This window comes from Chryseobacterium sp. D764, from assembly GCF_019317325.1.
In the GTDB taxonomy this organism is placed as follows: Bacteria; Bacteroidota; Bacteroidia; order Flavobacteriales; family Weeksellaceae; genus Chryseobacterium.
Map to the genome: position 1 here is coordinate 931,139 of NZ_CP079219.1, position 20,334 is coordinate 951,472.

18 protein-coding genes are annotated in these 20,334 nt (G+C 35.7%); 9 read left to right on the plus strand and 9 right to left on the minus strand.

Features of this window, described 5'->3' with window-relative positions; genetic code table 11:
- The first annotated feature begins 108 nt into the window (after positions 1–108).
- Positions 109–1,032 carry a HEAT repeat domain-containing protein gene (locus KYG33_RS04110; protein WP_180563796.1) on the plus strand — a complete coding sequence of 308 codons (924 nt, stop codon included), beginning with the start codon at positions 109–111 and terminating at the stop codon, positions 1,030–1,032.
- On the plus strand, positions 1,026–4,463 hold the full coding sequence (locus KYG33_RS04115; RefSeq protein ID WP_219072735.1) for a sulfatase-like hydrolase/transferase: 3,438 nt from the start codon (positions 1,026–1,028) through the stop codon (positions 4,461–4,463). Before KYG33_RS04110 ends, KYG33_RS04115 begins: the two co-directional genes overlap by 7 nt.
- Here the strand turns inward: KYG33_RS04115 and KYG33_RS04120 are convergent.
- Complete coding sequence (locus tag KYG33_RS04120) at positions 4,460–5,692, minus strand: YaiO family outer membrane beta-barrel protein (protein WP_180563798.1); 1,233 nt, start codon at positions 5,690–5,692, stop codon at positions 4,460–4,462. The genes KYG33_RS04115 and KYG33_RS04120 overlap by 4 nt on opposite strands.
- Positions 5,693–5,883: 191 nt before the next feature.
- Between KYG33_RS04120 and xth the strand changes: the two genes are divergently transcribed.
- Entirely contained in the window at positions 5,884–6,657 is a 774-nt protein-coding gene (xth, locus tag KYG33_RS04125; protein WP_180563799.1) for an exodeoxyribonuclease III, read from the plus strand.
- 94 nt (positions 6,658–6,751) lie between these two features.
- Here the strand turns inward: xth and KYG33_RS04130 are convergent, their stop codons facing one another.
- Positions 6,752–7,540 carry a LexA family transcriptional regulator gene (locus tag KYG33_RS04130; RefSeq protein ID WP_180563800.1) on the minus strand — a complete coding sequence of 263 codons (789 nt, stop codon included), beginning with the start codon at positions 7,538–7,540 and terminating at the stop codon, positions 6,752–6,754.
- Between the two features lie 448 nt (positions 7,541–7,988).
- Here KYG33_RS04130 and KYG33_RS04135 point away from each other — a divergent pair, with 448 nt between their 5' ends.
- From KYG33_RS04135 to KYG33_RS04145, 3 genes are all read left to right on the plus strand, one after another.
- Complete coding sequence (locus KYG33_RS04135) at positions 7,989–8,273, plus strand: bacteriocin-like protein (protein ID WP_047374658.1); 285 nt, start codon at positions 7,989–7,991, stop codon at positions 8,271–8,273.
- Between the two features lie 482 nt (positions 8,274–8,755).
- Entirely contained in the window at positions 8,756–10,249 is a 1,494-nt protein-coding gene (locus tag KYG33_RS04140) for a BspA family leucine-rich repeat surface protein (protein ID WP_077417216.1), read from the plus strand.
- 124 nt (positions 10,250–10,373) lie between these two features.
- Positions 10,374–11,384 (plus strand): phosphotransferase, encoded by a 1,011-nt coding sequence (locus tag KYG33_RS04145; RefSeq protein WP_180565741.1) that lies wholly within the window; start codon positions 10,374–10,376, stop codon positions 11,382–11,384.
- 25 nt (positions 11,385–11,409) lie between these two features.
- On the opposite strand, the gene KYG33_RS04150 is transcribed toward KYG33_RS04145, so the two are convergent.
- Positions 11,410–11,760: a winged helix-turn-helix transcriptional regulator gene (locus KYG33_RS04150; protein ID WP_077417212.1), complete on the minus strand. Its 351-nt coding sequence runs from the start codon at positions 11,758–11,760 to the stop codon at positions 11,410–11,412.
- 88 nt (positions 11,761–11,848) lie between these two features.
- Here KYG33_RS04150 and KYG33_RS04155 point away from each other — a divergent pair, with 88 nt between their 5' ends.
- The 3 genes from KYG33_RS04155 (at position 11,849) to KYG33_RS04165 (ending at position 13,787) form a co-directional block, all read left to right on the plus strand.
- A complete protein-coding gene (locus KYG33_RS04155) occupies positions 11,849–12,673 on the plus strand; it encodes an SDR family NAD(P)-dependent oxidoreductase (protein ID WP_077417210.1) in 825 nt (274 codons plus the stop codon).
- Between the two features lie 10 nt (positions 12,674–12,683).
- Positions 12,684–13,076, plus strand: a complete 393-nt coding sequence (locus KYG33_RS04160) for a DoxX family protein (RefSeq protein WP_219072736.1) — start codon at positions 12,684–12,686, stop codon at positions 13,074–13,076.
- 381 nt (positions 13,077–13,457) lie between these two features.
- Positions 13,458–13,787, plus strand: coding sequence for a DUF2845 domain-containing protein (locus KYG33_RS04165; RefSeq protein WP_077417206.1), 330 nt, complete (start codon positions 13,458–13,460; stop codon positions 13,785–13,787).
- A gap of 81 nt (positions 13,788–13,868) precedes the next feature.
- Here the strand turns inward: KYG33_RS04165 and KYG33_RS04170 are convergent, their stop codons facing one another.
- The 6 genes from KYG33_RS04170 to KYG33_RS04195 all read right to left on the minus strand — a co-directional run bounded on the left by KYG33_RS04170 (position 13,869) and on the right by KYG33_RS04195 (position 20,310).
- Positions 13,869–16,097 carry a TonB-dependent receptor domain-containing protein gene (locus tag KYG33_RS04170; protein ID WP_219072737.1) on the minus strand — a complete coding sequence of 743 codons (2,229 nt, stop codon included), beginning with the start codon at positions 16,095–16,097 and terminating at the stop codon, positions 13,869–13,871.
- A gap of 283 nt (positions 16,098–16,380) precedes the next feature.
- On the minus strand, positions 16,381–16,542 hold the full coding sequence (locus tag KYG33_RS04175) for a hypothetical protein (protein WP_175627252.1): 162 nt from the start codon (positions 16,540–16,542) through the stop codon (positions 16,381–16,383).
- Positions 16,543–16,573: 31 nt separating this feature from the next.
- On the minus strand, positions 16,574–16,744 hold the full coding sequence (locus KYG33_RS04180) for a hypothetical protein (RefSeq protein ID WP_175627251.1): 171 nt from the start codon (positions 16,742–16,744) through the stop codon (positions 16,574–16,576).
- Positions 16,745–16,963: 219 nt separating this feature from the next.
- Complete coding sequence (locus tag KYG33_RS04185; protein WP_219072738.1) at positions 16,964–18,103, minus strand: serine hydrolase domain-containing protein; 1,140 nt, start codon at positions 18,101–18,103, stop codon at positions 16,964–16,966.
- A gap of 56 nt (positions 18,104–18,159) precedes the next feature.
- Entirely contained in the window at positions 18,160–19,287 is a 1,128-nt protein-coding gene (locus KYG33_RS04190; protein WP_228408830.1) for a P1 family peptidase, read from the minus strand.
- 138 nt (positions 19,288–19,425) lie between these two features.
- Positions 19,426–20,310: an alpha/beta fold hydrolase gene (locus tag KYG33_RS04195; protein ID WP_219072739.1), complete on the minus strand. Its 885-nt coding sequence runs from the start codon at positions 20,308–20,310 to the stop codon at positions 19,426–19,428.
- Positions 20,311–20,334 lie beyond the last annotated feature (24 nt).

Genomic DNA, 20,334 nt, shown 5'->3' on the forward strand with positions numbered 1-20,334 from the left:
CTCGTATTTCTGGGAATGTTGTCCTTAGTACTCTTACTGATCATAGCCGTACTCATTTACAGCTTTTATCAGTATAGAGAATCTGTCCATATTTTCAAATGGTCGGAAATGATCAATAAAAGAATCTCAGAAGTGATTGTATATGGTGAAGAAACCTATGCAGACAGCAACTTTTCATCAGCATCCGCAAATCCTTTATTCAGAAATTTATTCCTTCAGAAACTGGCAGAATCCGAGAAGAAATTTTCCGGTGCAGCACAGCATAAACTTAAAGAGCTTTTCCAGGAATATGGCCTTCAGAAGGAAGCTTTAAAAAAATTGAATCAGAAAAAGATACATTTAATTGCAGGAGGTATACAGGAGCTTACAGCGATGAATGTGGAAGAAGCACTGCCAAAGATTTCTACATTTTTAACACATCCTTCAGCACAGGTTTATCAGGAAGCACAATATGCCATGGTTCATTTTAAAGGATTTGAAGGACTTCATTTCCTTACCAGCTTTTCAACAAAAATATCAGAATGGCAGCAGCTTCGTCTGCTTATTTCAGTCACCAGTATTCCTGAGAACTCCAACGATAGTATTAAAAGCTGGGTTGAAAGTTCAAACGATTCAGTGGTCATTTTCACCCTTAAACTATTAAGAAAATTCCAGGTATTATCTCTTTATCCTACAGTCGCTGACTTACTGGATCATCCCTCTGTTGAAGTGCGGATACAGGCAGTACAGACATTATTATCCCTTGAAAATCCTTCAACTGTTGCTTATCTAATGGAAATGTATCCTCATCAACCTTTTGAAGTACAGAAAGAGATCCTGAAAGTAATGAGGAAGTCAAAAGACCAATGCTCTGTAGATTTTCTGAAAGATCAATTGTTAAAAGACACTGATTCAGGAATAAAGGTTTATGCAGCAGAAGCCTTATGCTCAATGGAAAAGCAGGACTACCTGATAGAAATATCTGAAAAAGAGACCTCATCAGAAGAATTAATTCAAATCATTAAATACGCAGTACAGGAAAAAGTATGTTAGAATTCTCACACATCATCTATGAAGTTGTTATCTGGTTGTTTCTGATTTACGGAACAGCAATAACCCTTATCTATGGCTGGATAGGAATTTATGCACTTGGAGCTGTACTCCGTTATAAAAAAGAAAATACATTTACAGATTACAGCCTTATTGCGGCAAACCCCAATGCTCCGGTATTCAGCGTTATCGCTCCGGCTTATAATGAGGGAATGACCATTGTAGAAAATGTTCGCTCTCTGCTATCCCTTTATTACCATAACCTGGAAATTATTATTGTAAATGACGGAAGTAAGGACGACTCCATCCAAAAGCTTATCGAGGCTTATGAATTGGAATCCATAGCTTACTTCATTCAGGGAAAAATAGAAACCAATACCGTAAGAGGAGTTTATAAAAGTAAAAACCCTGCCTTTAAAAAGCTGATCGTTGTTGATAAAGAAAACGGAGGAAAAGCAGATGCTCTGAATGTGGGAGTGAATATTTCTTCCGGTGAATACCTGGTTTGCATTGACGTAGATTGCATTCTGGAGCAGGATGCGATTCTGAAACTCGCAAAACCAATGCTGGAGCAGACCGATAAAAAGTTTATCGCCTGCGGTGGAGTTATTCGTCTGGCCAATAACTGCGTGATAGAAAATGGTAAAATAGTAAGTGTCAATATGCCGAAAACTCTTTTGGGCAGAACCCAGGCATTAGAATACATCAGAGCTTTTGTACTCGGACGTATGGCGTGGTCCAGGGCATCAGGACTGATCCTAATCTCCGGTGCTTTCGGAGTTTTTGACAGAAATATTGTACTCGCCTGCGGCGGTTATGATAAAAATACGGTGGGAGAGGACATGGAGCTGGTGGTAAGAATGAGAAAGTACATGGAAGAAAAGAATGAACCTTATGAAGTACTTACCATTCCGGATCCTTTATGCTGGACAGAAGTCCCTGAATCTAAAGATATTTTGAGAAAACAGCGCAACAGATGGATGCGCGGAACGATGGAAACCCTGTGGAAGCACAGAAAAATGATGTTCAATCCGAAATATGGAAAATTAGGAATGGTCAGTCTTCCTTATTGGTTCTTTTTTGAATTTCTGGGTCCGCTAATCGAATTTTCAGGATATATCATCTTTATTATTTTTTTACTGTTGGGAATTATTAACTGGCCATTCTTTACGGTTCTGTTTGCCCTGGTGATCTCAATGGGATTTCTTTATTCTATCTATTCAATATTAGTGGATCTAGTAAGCCACCAGGTTTATACCAAAAGAAAAGACTTCCTCACCCTTATTGTAACGGCTTTTTCCGAACCTTTTTATTTCCATCCTATCGTGGTAAAAGCAGGAGTAAGCGGATTTATAGATTATTTCAAAAAATCCCACGGATGGGGCGAAATGACAAGACAGGGCTTCAATCAAAGCACACAGCATTTACCTTTCAAAGAAAGAATGTATACTATTCTTCAGTCTGGTCTTAAAAAATGGGGAATACTCACATTAGTGTTCTTTGCCTTGTTTTTAGTGGGAGTAACCGCAGAGTGGTTGTGGTACCGGTATAGTTTTTCCAAATTTAACACCTCTGCAATTGTTGGAAACCTTTTTACAGAGAATATTTTATTTGCCCTCAGACTCACATTTTGTGTTGGAATTACTTATCTCATCATCAATTTCATCAGAGAAGGCTGGGCAAAGACTCTGGCTATTGCAGCTTTACTTATTGTGACCGTTACCCAATATATTTTATTCCTGTATTTCTCAGAAACCCGCAACGTATTGGGTGCAGACCTTTTATACTACAGCAAAGAAGAGATGAAGCAGATTTTACAGGCAAGCGGAATGCTTAATTTTAAGAACTTTGCCCTGATGGGTATTTTAATAACAGCCTCTTTCATTCCTATATGGATAGCCGGTAAATCAGCTTTGAAATCCATCTACCCGGGACTTGTATTGCTTGCTTTCGGGTTTGCAGCCTTTTTTATTCCCTCCAATATATTAGGATCCAAAACCTTGAACTCTGAGAATGAATTTAACCAAAATGCGGCAAAAAGTAAATGGGCTTATTTCCTTAAATCCAATGAGGACAATTTCATCAGCGATCATCCTGAACTGAATGAATTACTGAGCGAAAATGAAGATTTCACCACCAATGCCGAAATGCTCAATAAAAATTTCCCTTTCTGGAGGAAAGAAAATACCCCGGATTTTTTAGGGTCTTATTTTAACAGATCTGAGAAAGTTCCCAATCTTGTTTTCCTTGTCATGGAGGGGTTCGGACATGCCTATACTTCCCCAAAAGGATATATCGGTAACTTTACTCCCTATCTGGATTCTTTATCCAACAAAGGATTATATTGGGAAAACTCGTTAAGCTCAGCAGGAAGGACTTTTGCCGCATTGCCATCAATCACAGGATCACTTCCTTTTGGAAAGAATGGCTTCCTTGAAATTGAAAAGACACCGGAAAACTTCAATCTTTATAACATTCTGAAAGCAAACGGCTTTGAGACAGGTTTTTATTATGGAGGTCATACATCCTTTGACCGTTACCGTGAATTCCTGGAATATAGCGGGGTAGACCATATCACAGATGAAACCTCATTCGGCAGTCCTTACCGTAAGCTTCCTGCCAATAACGGAGAAAGCTGGGGATATGAAGATCAGGCCGTTTTTGGTAAGATGCAGCAAGAACAAAAGCCACAGGATAGACCGTATTTCAATATGATTCTCACCCTTTCAACGCACAATCCTTTTTTAATCAACAATAAAGATTATTATGAAAAACTGTACAATCAAAGACTGAATTCAGGTATTTTAAATTCTGAACAGAAGAAATGGGCCGCAGCTCACAAAGACCAGTTAATTTCAGTTCTTAATGCTGATGATGCCATTAAAGATTTCTTCAAAAAATACAGCAAACGTCCGGATTTCAAGAATACCATTTTTGTGATCACAGGAGATCACAGCATGCCTGAAATCACACTACAGGCCAAGATTGATAGATTCCATGTGCCATTATTGATCTACTCACCCTTATTGAAAGAATCAAAACGTTTCTATAAAACCGTAAGTCATTTTGATATTGCTCCTTCTATTTTAGCTTATTACAGAAATAATTATAAAATCAGCACACCTGCTACAATAACATGGGTAGGAAGAGGATTTTCTCCGGATTCTGAAATCAGCAAAACCGGAATTCCAATGATGCAGAGTAAAAACCAACTTATTGATTTTGTCTCTGAAAAGTATTATATCCATGACGGACAGCTTTTTACCCTGAAAAATATGGAAGAAGATGCTTCCAATGATAATGCAGCCCTGAATAAGATGAATGGCAGATTTAATCAGTATAAAAGCATGAATTCCCAGTTTTATTCTACTAAAAAACTGATGCCTGATTCGGTAATGGTGAACTTTAAGAAAAAAGTAAAATCAAAGTTTTAAAACTTTCTGGTGTAGCCTAATGTAATATCAAACTGATTCCCTTTTTCTCCCGGGCGGTATTCCTGGTTATAATACATTGTTCCCACTGAAAACAGATTGGAATGGTAGGAGAAATTGTATTCACCTCCAATTTTAAAAGTTTTAAGCTTAAAGGTTTCGTTTTCCAGAAGATTATTACGGTTTTCTTCCGGGCTGATCCCGGTTCCGATCTGAAAAGCAAAATAATCCTGAGCACCTTTTGTATAATACCTTACAGTTCCCGTATAAGAATGTGAAATATTCTTGCTGTCAGGAGTGATATAAGTACGCAGGTTAAACCAGAAATTTTTATAATATTTCCCTATAGCAGCGGTATACATCCAGATACTGCTGCTGAAATAAAGCTGACGGTAACCTAATTCTGCTTCAAAACTATGGGGAAGGTTTGCATTCAGAGAAACTCCGGTACGGTACTTCGGAAACAATCCCACATCATCAGAATATCCTCCGCCAACATACAGGTAGAACATTTTAGAAAGCCTTGGGTATGCCTCCAGTTCAATCTGTGTGCCGCCCTCGGCAAATTTATTGGCATAATTTCCGCGAACAATCACGGAACCAATAGGAGTAACTCTCTTATAACTTACTCCCACAATATGCCAGTCGTTATCAAACTGTTTGTCAAAATGAGAATAATTATAAACAATTCCTATTGCATTTTTAGACGTAAGCTCATTTATTCTTACTGCAAGAGCTCTTGCTTCAGTGTTTTTAGGATTGATGAATAAAAGAGTACTTACAGCTTTATCTGCTTCCTCGTAATTATCCTTTCCAAAATATACTTTCGCTTTCAACAGTAATAATGTTTCAGATTTAGCATGATAGGAAAGTCCTTTATCTATGATTTCAATAGCTTTTGTATTCTGATCATTCCAATATTCCAATGAAGCATAAGCCAGAAAATAATCTTCATCCTGAATCTCTCTTTTTCCAAGCTCTTCAAATATAGCCCTTGCGGAAACCAGATCTTTATTCCAGGTATATAGCCTTCCCAGGAAAACTGAAATATCAGTATAATTGGGAGCTTTTTCCAATGCCTCTTTGGCCAGAGCAATAGATGCAGGATAATCTTTCTGTTCAAAAGCAGCGGTTCGGGCTTTAAGGAATAGTTCATCAGCTGATAAATTCTGCTGACTGTACATTGTGATTGGAAAAAGTAAAGCAAATAAAAAGGTTGAATATCTTTTCATTGAAAGTTTAATTATTAATGAACTACATCTGGTATCACAAATATATTGAACTTTTACATCACAACCCAGAGATTATTCGTCAAACCTTATTTTTTTTAGATTATTTTTCAATTAAACAATGCTTAAAAAGCAATTATGATGGAATAATTATTGCCGTAATTAAAAAAAATTAATTTCTTCAAAATTTCATTATGAAAATAGCCACATATAATGTTAATGGAGTCAACGGCCGCCTGCCTGTTTTATTGAAATGGCTGAAAGAAGCCTCTCCAGATATTGTCTGTCTTCAGGAACTAAAAGCACCTCAGGAACGTTTTCCTGTAGAAGAAATTAACAAAGCAGGTTATGAAGCTGTCTGGAATGGACAAAAAAGCTGGAATGGAGTTGCTATATTGGCAAAAAACAAGGAAATTACAGAAGTACAAAGATCTTTACCGGGAGATCCTGAAGACATTCAAAGCCGTTATATTGAAGTGATTATTGATAAAATGGTCATCTGCTGTCTTTATCTCCCGAATGGCAATCCTTATCCAGGACCTAAATTCGACTATAAATTATCCTGGATCAAACGTTTTAAAAGAAGAGCCAGCCAACTCATCACCATGGAACTTCCCGCCATCCTTATCGGCGATTTTAATATTATTCCGGAGCCTATTGATGTGTACAAACCTGAACGCTGGGAAAATGATGCCCTGTTCAGAACAGAAGTAAGAAAAGCGTATAAAGATCTTCAGAAGAAAGGATGGCTTGATTCGATACGAAGTCTTTATCCCGAAGAAAAAGTATACACATTCTGGGATTATCTATATAAAGCTTATGACAGGAATGCAGGCATAAGGCTGGACCATATTTTATTAAGTCCTTATCTACAGAGCCGGCTGAAATCAGGTGGAGTAGACAGCCATGTGCGCGGCTGGGAGAAAAGCAGCGATCACGCTCCGGTATGGATTGAACTTGCGGACTAATTGTAATTCAAGAATTGCAGGATCATATACATTATAATATGCTCCTGGTTTATAAAATCAGGAGTATACAATATATAATACGTTGGTATGAATACTAAGACTGTTTTCGGCGGCGACCAGAAACCTTTTTATCAAGATCCCTGATGTCCTGTCTCAGTTCGCGGAACATTTCTTTAAAATTATAACTTTCATAGTCACCAGGCTCAAAATCTTCCGGGAAAATTCCTGAAGCATACTGCCAGATTTCTACAACTTCCTCAAACGGAATCTCATAAGACTCATAAAAAGAATTGTCAGCACTTACACAGATTGCATTTTCTTTTCTTTCCTTAAAACGTTTATAGGTAATCCCGTCATTCAATGTTACAAAAACATAGGTTTTTCCCTGTTTCAAATCATTGATTCCTTCCACATATTTTCCTACAATATAAGACCCGTTTCTGAATGGAGGCATAGAATCTCCATCTGCAGGGAATGCCCTGTATTTTCCATTAGTAAGAAAGGGAAGAGCGATACGCTGAAGGCTCTCAATATAATCTACATCACTGTAACCTTCCAGATATCCCATAGAAGCTTTTTGAGGGATAATTTCTATTGTATCATTTCCATGGGTATCTACTGCCACAGGAAGAACAATTCTGTTGTCAGGCAATTTCAGCATATCATCCATAGGGTACTTCTGGATATCTACGGACAGCATAAGATCAATGCTTACATGAAAATATTTAGAGATTTTTATAAGAAGTTCGATAGGAGGTTCAGATATTCCGTTTTCATATTTTGAATAGCGAACTCTGGAAATCATCAGTTCATCAGCTACATTTTGTTGGGAAAGCTTTCTCCTGGCTCTTAAGAAGCGTATATTATTTGAAAAAATTGACATTGATAAAAATATGTAAGCAAAAATACAAAATTTGAATGCGTTACCAACCACCGAAGCAGGTTTTACTATAAGATATAAGGAAATTTCACCACTAAGGTCTCCATTTTTACTAAAACGGGTAAATTTTCATGCCTGGATATTTAATTTCCGCATGCTGAAAATTGATTTCTGAACAAATATAGAAGGCCTTACATAGTTTAAACAATAATCATCAATAAATAGAATTTAGTGCATAAATAATAACTCTAAATTTCATAAATTGAGTTATTATTTTTAACATTTAGTAAATCAATCACATATAAGTGAAAATCATATTTATACTAAAAAACACATATATTAATGAAATATTAAATAATAAAAACATATAATTAATTTATTGAAAATAATTTGCAATTGTACTATTATTATTCATATATTCGTGATGTAATAATCATATAAAATTATAGTTATGAAAAACTTAAAAAAATTAGACAGAAACGAATTAAAAGCTATTTCAGGTAATGGATTACTAGATCCAATCGGTACTTTACTAGGTGGACTAGGAGGTGTAGTTGGTGGAGTAGTAGGCGGAGTAGGTACTATCGTAGGTGGTGTAGTTACTGGCGTAGGATCTACTGTTGGTGGTGTAGTTGGCGGTGTAAGCACTGTCGTAACTAACGCTTTATGCCAAACACAATGTGTTGTAAATGGTGTAATTCACATCAAATTACTTGAGTGTGGTTCTACTTGCTAATCTGCAAGAATAGACATTAAAAATCATTCCGCTCTTTTCAGAGCGGATTTTTTTTATATCCCAAACAGAAAATAAAAGCAACGTATCACACTTACAATCAATCATTTATTTTTATTTTGAGATCTTTTGATTGAAAGAATATCAATCCTGAGCTTCCTATGCCGGCATTTCATTACTGAATGTACGTTTAGCCTATAAAGACAACCGTTTATCCCTGGAATTAATATTTCAGCAGGTATGAAAATAACAATATAAATAATCTCATTTCTGCAGTTGTCATTCAATGATAGCTGCATATTTTTTGTGGTTTTTTATAAGGCTAATTAATCAAAAAAATATTAAAAAAAAGTAATAAAATTTTAATACGACATGTTTTGACGCTGCGCGTCTATATCTTTATGTTAGAGATAAGATAAAGAATCCCGGGAAATTATTGTCCTACTAATCCAAAATTAACTTTTTTAACAACTATTTTTTAAATTATGCACAAAAAACAACTAGTAATCATTTTTCTATTTCTATTTTTCTGTTCTTATGCACAGACTGAATTTATTACTTTATGGAAACCTAATGTAAATGGTACCATTGACCATGCAATATCTTTTGGCGGTACAGGAACCAATTATACCATTAGCTGGGAAGAAGTGGGATACCCACAACATAATGGAGTCCTTAATTCTGTTACATCCAATAGCACCAATCCGATTACCATTCTTTTTGGACCTTCATTACATACAAACCCTATCCAGGCAACCTACAAATTGAAAGTATACAATGGCAACGGGCTATTTTACGGGTTCAGGGCCAGTACAAACTTTATTGATCCTAATGCTAATCTGGAACTCACCGAAATCAGTCAGTGGGGAGACATCATTTGGCTTCAGCAATTTAATCAGGGATTTGCGGGCTGTCCAAATCTTAATGTAACTGCTGCAGACATTCCCAATCTAACACAAATAAACAATTTATCGGAAATGTTCTATAATTGTTCATCTTTGATCGGAAATAATTCATTTTCAAGTTGGAATACAAGTACAATTACTAATATGAGTAATATGTTTAGCAGAGCAAAGCTATTTAACCAGAATATTGGAAGCTGGAATACAGCGAATGTAAAAGATTTTAATGGAATGTTTTCTTTTGCCTCTGCTTTTAATCAGAATATTTCCGCCTGGAATACTGCATCCGGAACTAATTTCTCTGCAATGTTCAAAGATGCAGTAGCTTTTAACCAGCCATTAAATTCATGGAATACATCAAATGGTGTCAATTTTCGCTATGTATTCTCTAATGCAGCAGCATTTAATCAACCTCTTAATAACTGGAACACCGCTAAAGTAACAGATTTTGAACATATGTTTGAAAATGCAGTCTCATTCAACCAGCCGATTGGAAACTGGAATGTAGCCAAGGTTAGTTATTATTCAGGTTTTAACATGTTTAATGGTGCTGTACTTTTTGATCAGGATCTTTCCGGCTGGAATATCCGACTTCAGAATTTCTTCGGAGGATCAATCGCTTTCGGATTAAAAAATTCCGGTTTATCATGTACAAACTATAATAATTTTCTAATTGCTCTCAATAATAATCCTACATGGGCGAACACAACATTAACATCTGGAAGTATAGATGCAACAGGGCTGATCTATTCTACACCGCAGGCCATTATGGCAAGAGCTCAATTGGTTAACAGAGGCTTTACTATTGTTGGAGACACTTATAACCCGGGATGCTACTTATCAACAGCAGAAGTTTCAAAAAAACTAAAAACTCCAGCTTATCCCAATCCAACAACAGGAGTGATAACAGTGGAGGCAGCTGTAAATGAAAATGTTTCTTTATATGATATCAACGGCAAACTCATTAAAAATGTGACGTTTATAAAAGGAAAAAACACGATCGATCTTACCGGATATCCCTCAGGGAATTATCTATTAAAAGGCGAAACTATTTTCAGTAAAATAATTAAGAAATAATAGATCAGCCGAAAGGTTACCTCTATCAATTAAGCTCCAAGGTCTTTGTACTTTGGAGCTTTAATTTTAAGTGTGTTATATTTGTGTCAACTAAGAAGAATAACCAACGACTCACTAAGAATTGATGACAGAGAAATTCCCCACAATAAACAGTACACTTTCACCAAATGTGCTCGGCAAATTTATTCAACGAAATTATGGACTAATTGACAAAACGGAATGCAGCATATTTCGGCTTGCTATGAATCATTTATACATTGTTCATGATGATGAAAACAAATACGTTTTTAGAGTGTACACCCATAACTGGCGGACAAAATTAGAAATTGAGGAAGAATTAAGACTTTTAATCCTGCTAAAAGAAGCAGACCGACAAGTTGCTTTTCCAATAGCTGATCAATCGAACAAATTTATTCAAGAAATTGATGCTCCGGAAGGAAAGAGATTGGGCGTTTTATTTTCGTATGCTAAAGGCATAAAGACAGCAAAATTTTCATCCCAAACAAGTTTTCTAATTGGACAGGCATTAGCAAAAGTTCATCAGTCCACAGAAAATATTGAACTGATGAGAATGTCTTACAATGTTCAAAACCTGCTTAAGAACCCTGTCTTAAAAACAAAAGAATTCTATAGTAAAAATGTTGCTGAAATTGAATTTTTAGAAACCCTTTCTGCTTTTTTAATGCTAAAAATGGAAAATACAGACAAACAGAAAATGAGATATGGAGCCGTTCATCTTGACGTTTGGTTTGACAATTTGCACATTGACGATGAAAAGGAAATAACATTTTTTGACTTTGATTTTTGTGGAAACGGTTATTTATGCTTTGACATTTCTTATTTCCTGTTTCAGCTATTTACTACCAATTTGAACGAAGAGGAATATCAGGTAAAAGCAGATAGTTTCATAAAAGGTTACGAGACTGTAACTAAAATTAGTAGCGAAGAGAAAAAGTTTTTACCCTACGCATGTTTAGCAATTATGACCTATTACATAAGCGTTCAGTGTGACAGATTTGAATATTGGACAAATATTTTCCTGAATGAAGATCATTTAAAAAGAATGGTTGGAAATTTAAAACGATGGATTGTTTACAACCACATTGAGATTAATAACAAACTTGTAACAAACTAAAAGGGATAGGTTTAACAGTTATTATCTACTCATTTCTGTATTTTTTCCCCCAGTATCTTAGGGTTATCAGCACATCCTGAAGGCTTCTGCCTTTATCACTGATGCTGTAATGAACCCGGGGAGGCACTTCTTTATAATCTTTCCGGATGATAAGTCCTTCATCCTGCAGTTCTTTAAGCTGTTTGATCAGCATTCTTTCGGTAATGTTATGCAGCCTCCCTTTTATTTCAGAATAACGGAGTTCATCATTATCCAGCAACGAAGCCAGTATGCCCACTTTCCATCTACCTCCGATAACTGATAAGGTATAGAACATCCCGCAGTTTTTAATAAGGTCTGTTTCGTTTAAAAAATTTGTTGAATTTTCTTTTCTCATATACATGGGTGGGTACATACAATTTTGTAGGTACTTGTTTATGGTAAAGGTATAAAATATTTTTGTCTAGATATAAAACAAAATTAAAATGGGACAAAAAGTATGGCTAATTACAGGTGTTTCCAAAGGATTGGGAAAAGAACTTTCAAAACAAATCCTTGATGCCGGGGATATTGTTATAGGAACTGTGCGGAATGAGGAGGATCAGCAGACCTTCGACAAGAATGTAAATGCAAAATCTTTTATTATTGATCTTGCCAAAACAGATCATATTGATTCACTTATTAAGGAGGTCATTGAACAATACGGTCAGATTGATGTTTTGGTAAACAATGCGGGTTTCGGTGTATTTGGAATGATTGAAGAGTTTGAGGAACAGGAGATTATCAGGCAATTCAATGTCAATTTTATGTCTGTATGGAAACTTTGCCAGGCCGTCATTCCATATATGAGAAATAAGGGACAGGGAGTGATTGTACAGCTTTCTTCAAGGGTTGGCATTACTGCTGGTATTGGGAACGGTATTTATGCAGCCAGTAAATTTGCTCTTGAGGGAATGAGTGAATCACTTGAACAGGAAGTGAAACAATTTGGTATAAAAGTGTTGCTGGTAGAGCCTGGTGCTCTGCGTACCGATTTTTTTGGGGAATCTGTGCATTATGTCCGGAACAAATTTCCTCTATATGCAGAAAAATTAGGGGATATAAGGATAAATACAAAAAAGATCAACGGTAATCAACCCGGTAATCCTGTTGCCGCTGCACAGGCTATCATCAGGGCTGTAAATAATGATGTTCCAACCTTCAGGTTACCTCTTACAGCGGGTACTATCGAAACTATGAAAGCTAAAATTGCTGATTTACAGAATTGTATAGCATTAACCGAAGAGATTGCAGTAAGTGTGGATTATTAATAGCTGAACAATGAAAATAACTTTTAAAAACATTCTGTACTGGGTTTTGTACATAGGATACCTGTACATCATAGTACCATCCTCATTGTTTAAAATTTTTCAACGTCCGGCGATGATGCAAAGCATGGAATCATTAGGTTTTAACAAAACATGGACTCTTGCCATCGGAATTGCCGAAGTGATCGGAGTTGTTCTGGTGATTCTGGGACTCTACAGGTCTCAATTCAGAACTATAGGCATATTATTCCTGTTTCCCTTTGCGATTGGTGCCTTTACTACTCACATGGCACATCAGGAGTATCATCATTATGAGCATTCACTCATCATGTGTTGTCTTTCTGCAATCCTTTTATTTTTAGACAACAGGATCAAAATAAATCTTTCCAGTACTAAAAAATTATAAAGAAATAAAGCAGCCTCGAAAATGATCATTTTTTTATCATAATAAAAGTATTCAGCATAAATGAAAGCAAAATACTTTTAATAGATATTTATTTTAATTAATTTAATATAAAATAACATTTTTCAATACTGTATAATACTGATAATGAGCGACTACTATTAATTATTTTTTCTTGTCAAAGTGAAATAATTTATTAATTTAGCTATACAAAGTTTTGTGAAAAAATCAGTAAACAGAAAAGTTCTTTCCAGAGAAGGATTGAAACAAATTTCAGGAAATAGATTTATCTTCCCATGCACTTACAAATGCTCTGATGATAGCTCATTACCACGATGTTCCGATTTTCAATGTCCCGCAGTAGTACAGCCTAAATAATTCAATATGAATGTTTTAAAGTTTAAATTATTAGCATTAATTATAACAGGTATAATGTTAATTTCCTGCTCTTCAAGAAGTAAATTCACCTCTGAATCATTGAGCATTGGAATGACAAAAGAACAGGTTATATCAAAATTTGGAAAACCCTATAAATCTTCATTTACAGAAAATAAAGAAGCCGGAGAAATTAAAGAATCTTTATACTATAGAGAAAGTTTAAATATGGGAAATAGATCAATAACAAATATTTTAACTTTTAAAGGTGGAAAATTGGTTTCTCTTGAACAAGGGCAGGAATCTGAAAACAATTCTCCGGTTATAATTCATCCCTAATCAAATGCTTACTGTAAAAAGAAAATTGAGTAGCAACTCTCATCAAATCTGAATTACATTTAGATTAACATAACAATTTTATTATTTTGTTCTGTTTTTGATTTCATCAGAAGCATTATTGAAATCACGTATTTTTTCAATTTTTTTGTTTCCGAAGTTATAAGAGATAGAAATATTTAATTGACGTGGATAGTTATAAATATTGATATAATTGTAGTTTCCGTTTTGTTGCGGATCATTAATTATAACCCTATTGGTATTTAAAACATCATAAACAGTGGCTGCAAAGGTCCAGTCATTCCATATTTTTTTGAGCCCTATTTCCAAACTGCCGAGAGGCCTTAACTGGCCCAGTTCTATCTGGTAATTGCCAACGTACCAATAGTTAATACTGGCAAACCATGTTTTAGCCTGATCAAGTCTTATATTATTATTAGTTGAAATTGTTATTCCATTTGATTTTCTGGAATTAATATATGCCGGAAACTTTTCACCTGTTAACGGATCCGTATCAATACTTCCATCATTAATATTATGCTGTAAACCAATACTTACATTGGTATTCCAATACTGTTTAAAAAATGATTTCTGGAAACCGATTGTAAAATTGAATTCTTGACGGTTGCCAAAATTGGTTCTTATATACCTTAATACATTTACATGGCTGCCGTTACTTTCAATTATTCCCTGCAAAGGTATTTGCAGGATAACATCTTTATAATATTTATGACCGACAATGAAAAAATATGAATTTTTGAACATATAATTAAGTTCCTGGGAATAAACTGCGGAAGCTTTCATAAACGGATTATTCTGAACATAATTGGTTTCCGTTAAATAAGTTCTTACAGGGTTTACTTCCCAAAATGAAGGTCTTTTCATACGGCCTGAAAAAGAATATGAAAGATTATGATCTTTATTGATAGAGTAGTTCAGGTTTAGGTAAGGTAAAATATTATGATAGTTTCTCGTAAGATTTTTTAAGTTGTCATCCTGAGCATTATAAGAGTTTCCTTTATTTTGTGTTAATTCATAACGGATTCCGGCTTTTGCAGAGATTTTATCGTTTACTTTTTTTTCAACAGTCAAATATCCTCCGTAAATATTCTCCAGATAAAAAAAATGATTTGGATTTCTAACTGCTACACCGGTAGCCAATTGATATAGACTTGTTTCTGTATCATTATCTGTTTTCGTATAGCTGTAATTTCCTCCAAAAGACAGTGTGAAATCATTTTTAAATTTCTTATAATAATCTACCGTTACAGAAAAACTGTTAATAATCTGTGGTGTTTCCTGAATAATCTGGCTTATATCTTCTCCCATATTTCCATTGGAATCTGATGCTGATGTCGTATTGAGGCCATTCTGTTTTTTTCTGAAGTTTAGATAGGCTGCATTTAGATTTAATTTACTGTCGATAGAATCCGTTTTTAATTCATAGTTTAAATTGACAGAATTATTATAAGATTGAGCGTTTTCATGATTTATGCTTCGGTTGTAAGAAGTTTTCCAGACGGTATCATTTAATACATTTACAGTGTTAAATAAATTGGTAACCGAAGTAAAATTTTTGTTATACCAGTTGTTATAGCTCAATGCAATGCTGCTTTTGTCATTTAAAGCATAATCTATATTCAGATATCCTCCATAGTCCTTGTTCGGAATAGATACGGTTCCTTCCGAACGATTTGAAGCTATATTGCTGCCATTTTCCAATATATAATACTGCCGTTTGGTGTTTTCACTACTATTAAAACTTGAATTAATTCCGAGATTATTTTTTCTGTAATTGATAGAAAATCCCATTCCCGGATTGTTATAATATCCCTGATTATTGCTCATTCTTAAGCTTCCGTTCAAGCCATTTTCTGTTATCTTTTTTAGAATAATATTAATAACCCCATCTGAAGATTCAACTTGAAATTCGCTGCCGGGCATCGTAATAATCTCTATTTTCTGTATGCTTTCAGATGGCATACTTTTTAAAAAGGCTGCCAGAGCATCAGCATCCATTTGATTTTTTTTACCATTGATATATATTACAGCATTTGATTTTCCGGCAATCCGTAAAGTTTTATCATCCATTGATGAAATCAGGGGAGTTTCTTTTAAAAGACTAAAGACCGTAGTCCCTTTTGCTGCCGGGGAAGCTCCTACATCATATATAAACCGGTCATTTTTTCTCTGGAATTTATTTTTTTTCAGTACAATTTCATTTATTTTCTTTGTTGCTACTGTATCTTTTTTTTCTTGTGCAGTTACAATTGTTCCGCTCAGTACAATGATTAAATGGATCAGACGTTTCATATATTTATGTTTTTTATTTTATGCATTACAATGTAGCTTGTTATGCAATATACATGTATACAATTCATGAATTAATCATGAATCTATTTAAATAAGACATTCGAGATATCACAAGTATTACATCGCGAGCCAAATAGTACTGCAGATGTCCTGAATTATAATGAGAAAAGCTATAAACAGAAACCCACTCAATAGAGCTATATGCAGAATGTGTATATATAATCAGCCCGGATAGATTATTTGTTTATCCGGGCTGACTGAAGTTTAAATAAAAATTAAATCCTTAAGCAGGACAGATAGGATATCCTCCGTTTGGACATTTTAATGTACAGTCTCTTATCACATAGCTACCATTGGAAAGTCTGCAGACTCCTTGTACATTACCTCCGGCAATGCTTTTCAATTGTTCTCTGGAAAGGCTTTTTTGGTTTTTTAAATTTTTCATTGTAATATTTTTTGGTTAAGAAATATGTTAATTATTGTGGACATACCACTGCTGGGCATGCACTAAGGCTTGGGCACCGGGGGATCCCGGCAGGAGGGCAGCATTCATATGAACATTCTTTGATAGTGATATTCATTCCATTGCCCATTACATTTTTTAAATACTCTCTTGAGAGCACCTTTCTGTTTTCTGATTTTTTCATTTTTAAAATTTTAGATTAGTTATAATTTATATGATTTATGAATAATTACTTATTTTTTCTATCATGTATTTTGATCTTTTTTGGAGATTTGATTCGAACGGATAATCATTACCGTTGGAGTAAAGATCATATTATAATTGATTAATAATGCTTTATTTTTTAAAGAATAAAGGCCGAAAAACCTTTGAATCAAATTTTTTACTTCCAGATTGATAAAGATCAGAACAATAAGTTGAAAGTCTCTTTTGCATTAAGTAATGCAACTACTTTTGGAGACCATGTGTTGAGAAGTATGCATACCGTTACTTTTTGCTTTGGGAAATAATAGGATTTACCGCCAAAGCCGAATACGTGTCCGTCATGGCCCAGGGCCACTCCCTGGTTGGTATCCAGTTTCATTAATCCCAATCCATATTGTTTATTGTATTTTAAGTCTGGTTCCAGGCGATCAGGATCATTATCTACAAAAGTCTGAAGCCGCTGCATTGAAGCAGGAGAAAGTATTTTATTCGTTAACAGGGTCTCCAAAAATTGAGCTACATCAGAAGATGTTGAAATCATTCCACCGTCAATTGCTCCTTCACCACCGATTCCGTTATTATCTATATGCGTTACTTCAGTCAATGCCTCATTAGCGGTTTCAGCATAATAGGATCGGGTGAGCTGATCGGGGAGCAGAGTGCTTGCTATTGTGTTTTTCAGCCCCAGGGGGTTGATTATTTTCTCGGTAATTACCTGATAGGAAGGTTTTCCCGTTACTTTTTTTATAACCAGGGAAAGCAGAAGATAATTGGAATTACTATAATATCCCTTTCCAACCGGATCGTCGGCAGGTTTATCATAGATCAGCTGAAGAGTCTGCTCTGCGGAATAATTGACAATACTCCCGTCAAAAACACCGGGGGCGATATCCTGTAAATAATTCCGGATTCCCGCTCTGTGATTAAGGCACTGCTCAATCGTTACCTCATTGGCATTGGCAATACGATCTGTAATAGTGTAAGGAAGATATTTATTGATTTTATCCTTGATATTCAGGAGACCTTCTTCCTGCAATTTCAGAATAGTTGTGGAGGCAAACATTTTCGTCATACTTCCGATGCGGAGCCTGTTATTAGCAGACATCCTGATACCTTTTTCCCTGTCGGCTAGTCCGCCTGAACCGCTCCATATTCCTTCAGGAGAAATGACTGTAATGTTAACGCCCACAGCACCGGCCGCTATAAACTGATCAACGATACGCTGATATTTTTTTGCATTCGGGTGCTCGGCAGGTACATTAATAGATTGATCATCCCTGCAGGAATTCATTGCAGCAAAAGCAGCAGTCAGAAATGTTAGAAACCATAGTTTTTTCATAGAAAAATTTTAATGAGTTAGTATTAAATTAAACTGAAGCAGATAAATTTTTCTTCTTATGGTATTCTTTTATATTTCCTTAAGATATCGATCACAGGCTGATGGGGAAGGGCATACGATTTATTTCCATTGACACCTTCCATTGTTTCGGCGGCGATCATGGCATTAATGATAGATTCTTCGACGGCTTGTACAGTTGCATCAAATAGAGGATCTATCAGATCATTGGGAAGCACCTTCACTGTGGAAAAATCTTTCCTCTGGAAAGCTGTGGGATTGGCTGTTGAAAAAGCAATGAAAATGTCCCCTGAACTGTTCATTCCATAGCCGCCTACATTCCCGATTCCCAAAGGAACTCTTGATGCAATACGTTTTAATTGATGGGGTAATAACGGCGCATCGGTTGCAATGACCACAATAATGGAACCGTCACCTTCCTGCCGGTAAGACTGTGAAGGCAGTTTTAATTCGCTGCCCACTGTATGCTCCAGTTCTTTTCCTACCGGTACACCTGCGATCTTCAGGGATTCTTTTCTCCCAAAATTAGCCTGTACCAGAGCACCAACGGTATAAATAGAATCTCCGGTTTTCACAATCCTTGATGCCGTTCCGGTTCCGCCTTTAAAACCAAGGCACATCATTCCGGTTCCTCCGCCAACATTTCCTTCCTGGATTTTACCAGATTTCGCACTATTTAACGCCTCGTAAACATTACTTTCTTTTACCTGAAAACCATAGATGTCGTTTAAAAAACCATCATACGTTTCAGCCACTACAGGATAAGTGTACCACCAATCTTCTTTATACCAATGTTCCTTCACAAACCATTTGAGAACTGCATCTCTCACTACTCCCACACTATTGGTATTGGTAATCATGATAGGGGTTTCTAAAAAACCGGATTCCGTTACCCAGGTAGTACCTGTCATTTCGCCATTCCCGTTCAGTGAGTACCAGTTGGCAAAAACAGGATTATTATTCCGGCCCCTTGGTAAAATAGCTGTAACTCCTGTCCGGACAGGTCCTTTCCCGATTGTATTTTTACCTTTTCCCGAAATAATTGTACTATAGCCTACCTCAACTCCCTTTACGTCTGTTATAGAATTAAATGTGCCAGCGGTTCCGCTAAATGGAATTCCTATATCCCTGGCCCGTAATTTCTGTCCAAATGTTAAACTTTGCATATATATTAGTAAAAAAGAGAATATTATATTTTTCATAATTATCAGTTATAGAAGGCGATCAGGCAGCATGAAATACCTTTGAAAACTTCTATATTAAAATTAAATTATTGATTTTTAGTTTATTCGTGTGATGATTATTTAACCGAGAAACGTTAAGAGTTCTTTTATAAATGCCTCCGGATTTTCTTCAGCTACCCAATGTGCTGTTTTAGGAATGCGTACTGATGTAACCCTTTCGGCTACTTCTTCCATCATTTCTTTCATAAAAGGTCCACTTGTACTTATTTCTCCTCCAACTGCCAGAACGGGAATAGTTAGTTTCCCATTTTTGGCCAAGCTTTCTTTATTGTCCAGTATATCTTGGTCAAATGCCCGGTAAACTTCCAATCCGGCTTTCATAGCACCGGCTGAAGAATATGCCTGACTAAAAACATCCATATCAGTTTCATTAATGGCAGCTGTATTATAAATACGATAGTTGAAAAAATAATGTAAATATTCCCGTTCACGACCAGTAATAAGCATTTCAGGCAGGTTGTGTACGTTATGGAATGCAAAATGCCAGACCCTGTGATCTGTTCTTATTTTATCAAATATTTTTGTGCCGGGTAAAGGAGCATCTATTACCACCAGCTGAGATACAGATGTACGGTATTCTTGTGCATAAGCATACGCAATCATTAAACCTATATCATGTCCTATAAGGACTACAGGGGTTTGTATCTTAAGGTGTTCCTTTAACAGGTGGTGAATATCACTGGCCATAGTGCGTTTATCATATCCACCCGCAGGTTTCCAGGAATCTCCAGCTCCTCGGTAATCCAAGGCAATAACTCGAAATCCCTTATTAACCAATACAGGTATTACAAATCGCCATTCCCACCATGTCTGCGGAAAACCATGTATCAGAATAATTATAATCTCTCCATTTCCTGCTTCTGCGTAATGTATACGTAATGTACTGCTGATAACAGCCATCCCATGATTCAAGCTAACATCACCAGGTAATTCTTTATCTTTCATATTCTTATAGGTATGTTTCAGTAT

What these genes read in the sequence shown, in the direction of transcription:
- KYG33_RS04110 (WP_180563796.1), top strand. Translation starts at nt 109, where the DNA reads ATGATCAATAAAAGAATCTCAGAAGTGATTGTATATGGTGAAGAAACC.
- KYG33_RS04115 (WP_219072735.1), top strand. Translation starts at nt 1,026, where the DNA reads ATGTTAGAATTCTCACACATCATCTATGAAGTTGTTATCTGGTTGTTT.
- KYG33_RS04120 (WP_180563798.1), bottom strand. Translation starts at nt 5,692, where the DNA reads ATGAAAAGATATTCAACCTTTTTATTTGCTTTACTTTTTCCAATCACA.
- xth (WP_180563799.1), top strand. Translation starts at nt 5,884, where the DNA reads ATGAAAATAGCCACATATAATGTTAATGGAGTCAACGGCCGCCTGCCT.
- KYG33_RS04130 (WP_180563800.1), bottom strand. Translation starts at nt 7,540, where the DNA reads ATGTCAATTTTTTCAAATAATATACGCTTCTTAAGAGCCAGGAGAAAG.
- KYG33_RS04135 (WP_047374658.1), top strand. Translation starts at nt 7,989, where the DNA reads ATGAAAAACTTAAAAAAATTAGACAGAAACGAATTAAAAGCTATTTCA.
- KYG33_RS04140 (WP_077417216.1), top strand. Translation starts at nt 8,756, where the DNA reads ATGCACAAAAAACAACTAGTAATCATTTTTCTATTTCTATTTTTCTGT.
- KYG33_RS04145 (WP_180565741.1), top strand. Translation starts at nt 10,374, where the DNA reads ATGACAGAGAAATTCCCCACAATAAACAGTACACTTTCACCAAATGTG.
- KYG33_RS04150 (WP_077417212.1), bottom strand. Translation starts at nt 11,760, where the DNA reads ATGAGAAAAGAAAATTCAACAAATTTTTTAAACGAAACAGACCTTATT.
- KYG33_RS04155 (WP_077417210.1), top strand. Translation starts at nt 11,849, where the DNA reads ATGGGACAAAAAGTATGGCTAATTACAGGTGTTTCCAAAGGATTGGGA.
- KYG33_RS04160 (WP_219072736.1), top strand. Translation starts at nt 12,684, where the DNA reads ATGAAAATAACTTTTAAAAACATTCTGTACTGGGTTTTGTACATAGGA.
- KYG33_RS04165 (WP_077417206.1), top strand. Translation starts at nt 13,458, where the DNA reads ATGAATGTTTTAAAGTTTAAATTATTAGCATTAATTATAACAGGTATA.
- KYG33_RS04170 (WP_219072737.1), bottom strand. Translation starts at nt 16,097, where the DNA reads ATGAAACGTCTGATCCATTTAATCATTGTACTGAGCGGAACAATTGTA.
- KYG33_RS04175 (WP_175627252.1), bottom strand. Translation starts at nt 16,542, where the DNA reads ATGAAAAATTTAAAAAACCAAAAAAGCCTTTCCAGAGAACAATTGAAA.
- KYG33_RS04180 (WP_175627251.1), bottom strand. Translation starts at nt 16,744, where the DNA reads ATGAAAAAATCAGAAAACAGAAAGGTGCTCTCAAGAGAGTATTTAAAA.
- KYG33_RS04185 (WP_219072738.1), bottom strand. Translation starts at nt 18,103, where the DNA reads ATGAAAAAACTATGGTTTCTAACATTTCTGACTGCTGCTTTTGCTGCA.
- KYG33_RS04190 (WP_228408830.1), bottom strand. Translation starts at nt 19,287, where the DNA reads ATGCAAAGTTTAACATTTGGACAGAAATTACGGGCCAGGGATATAGGA.
- KYG33_RS04195 (WP_219072739.1), bottom strand. Translation starts at nt 20,310, where the DNA reads ATGAAAGATAAAGAATTACCTGGTGATGTTAGCTTGAATCATGGGATG.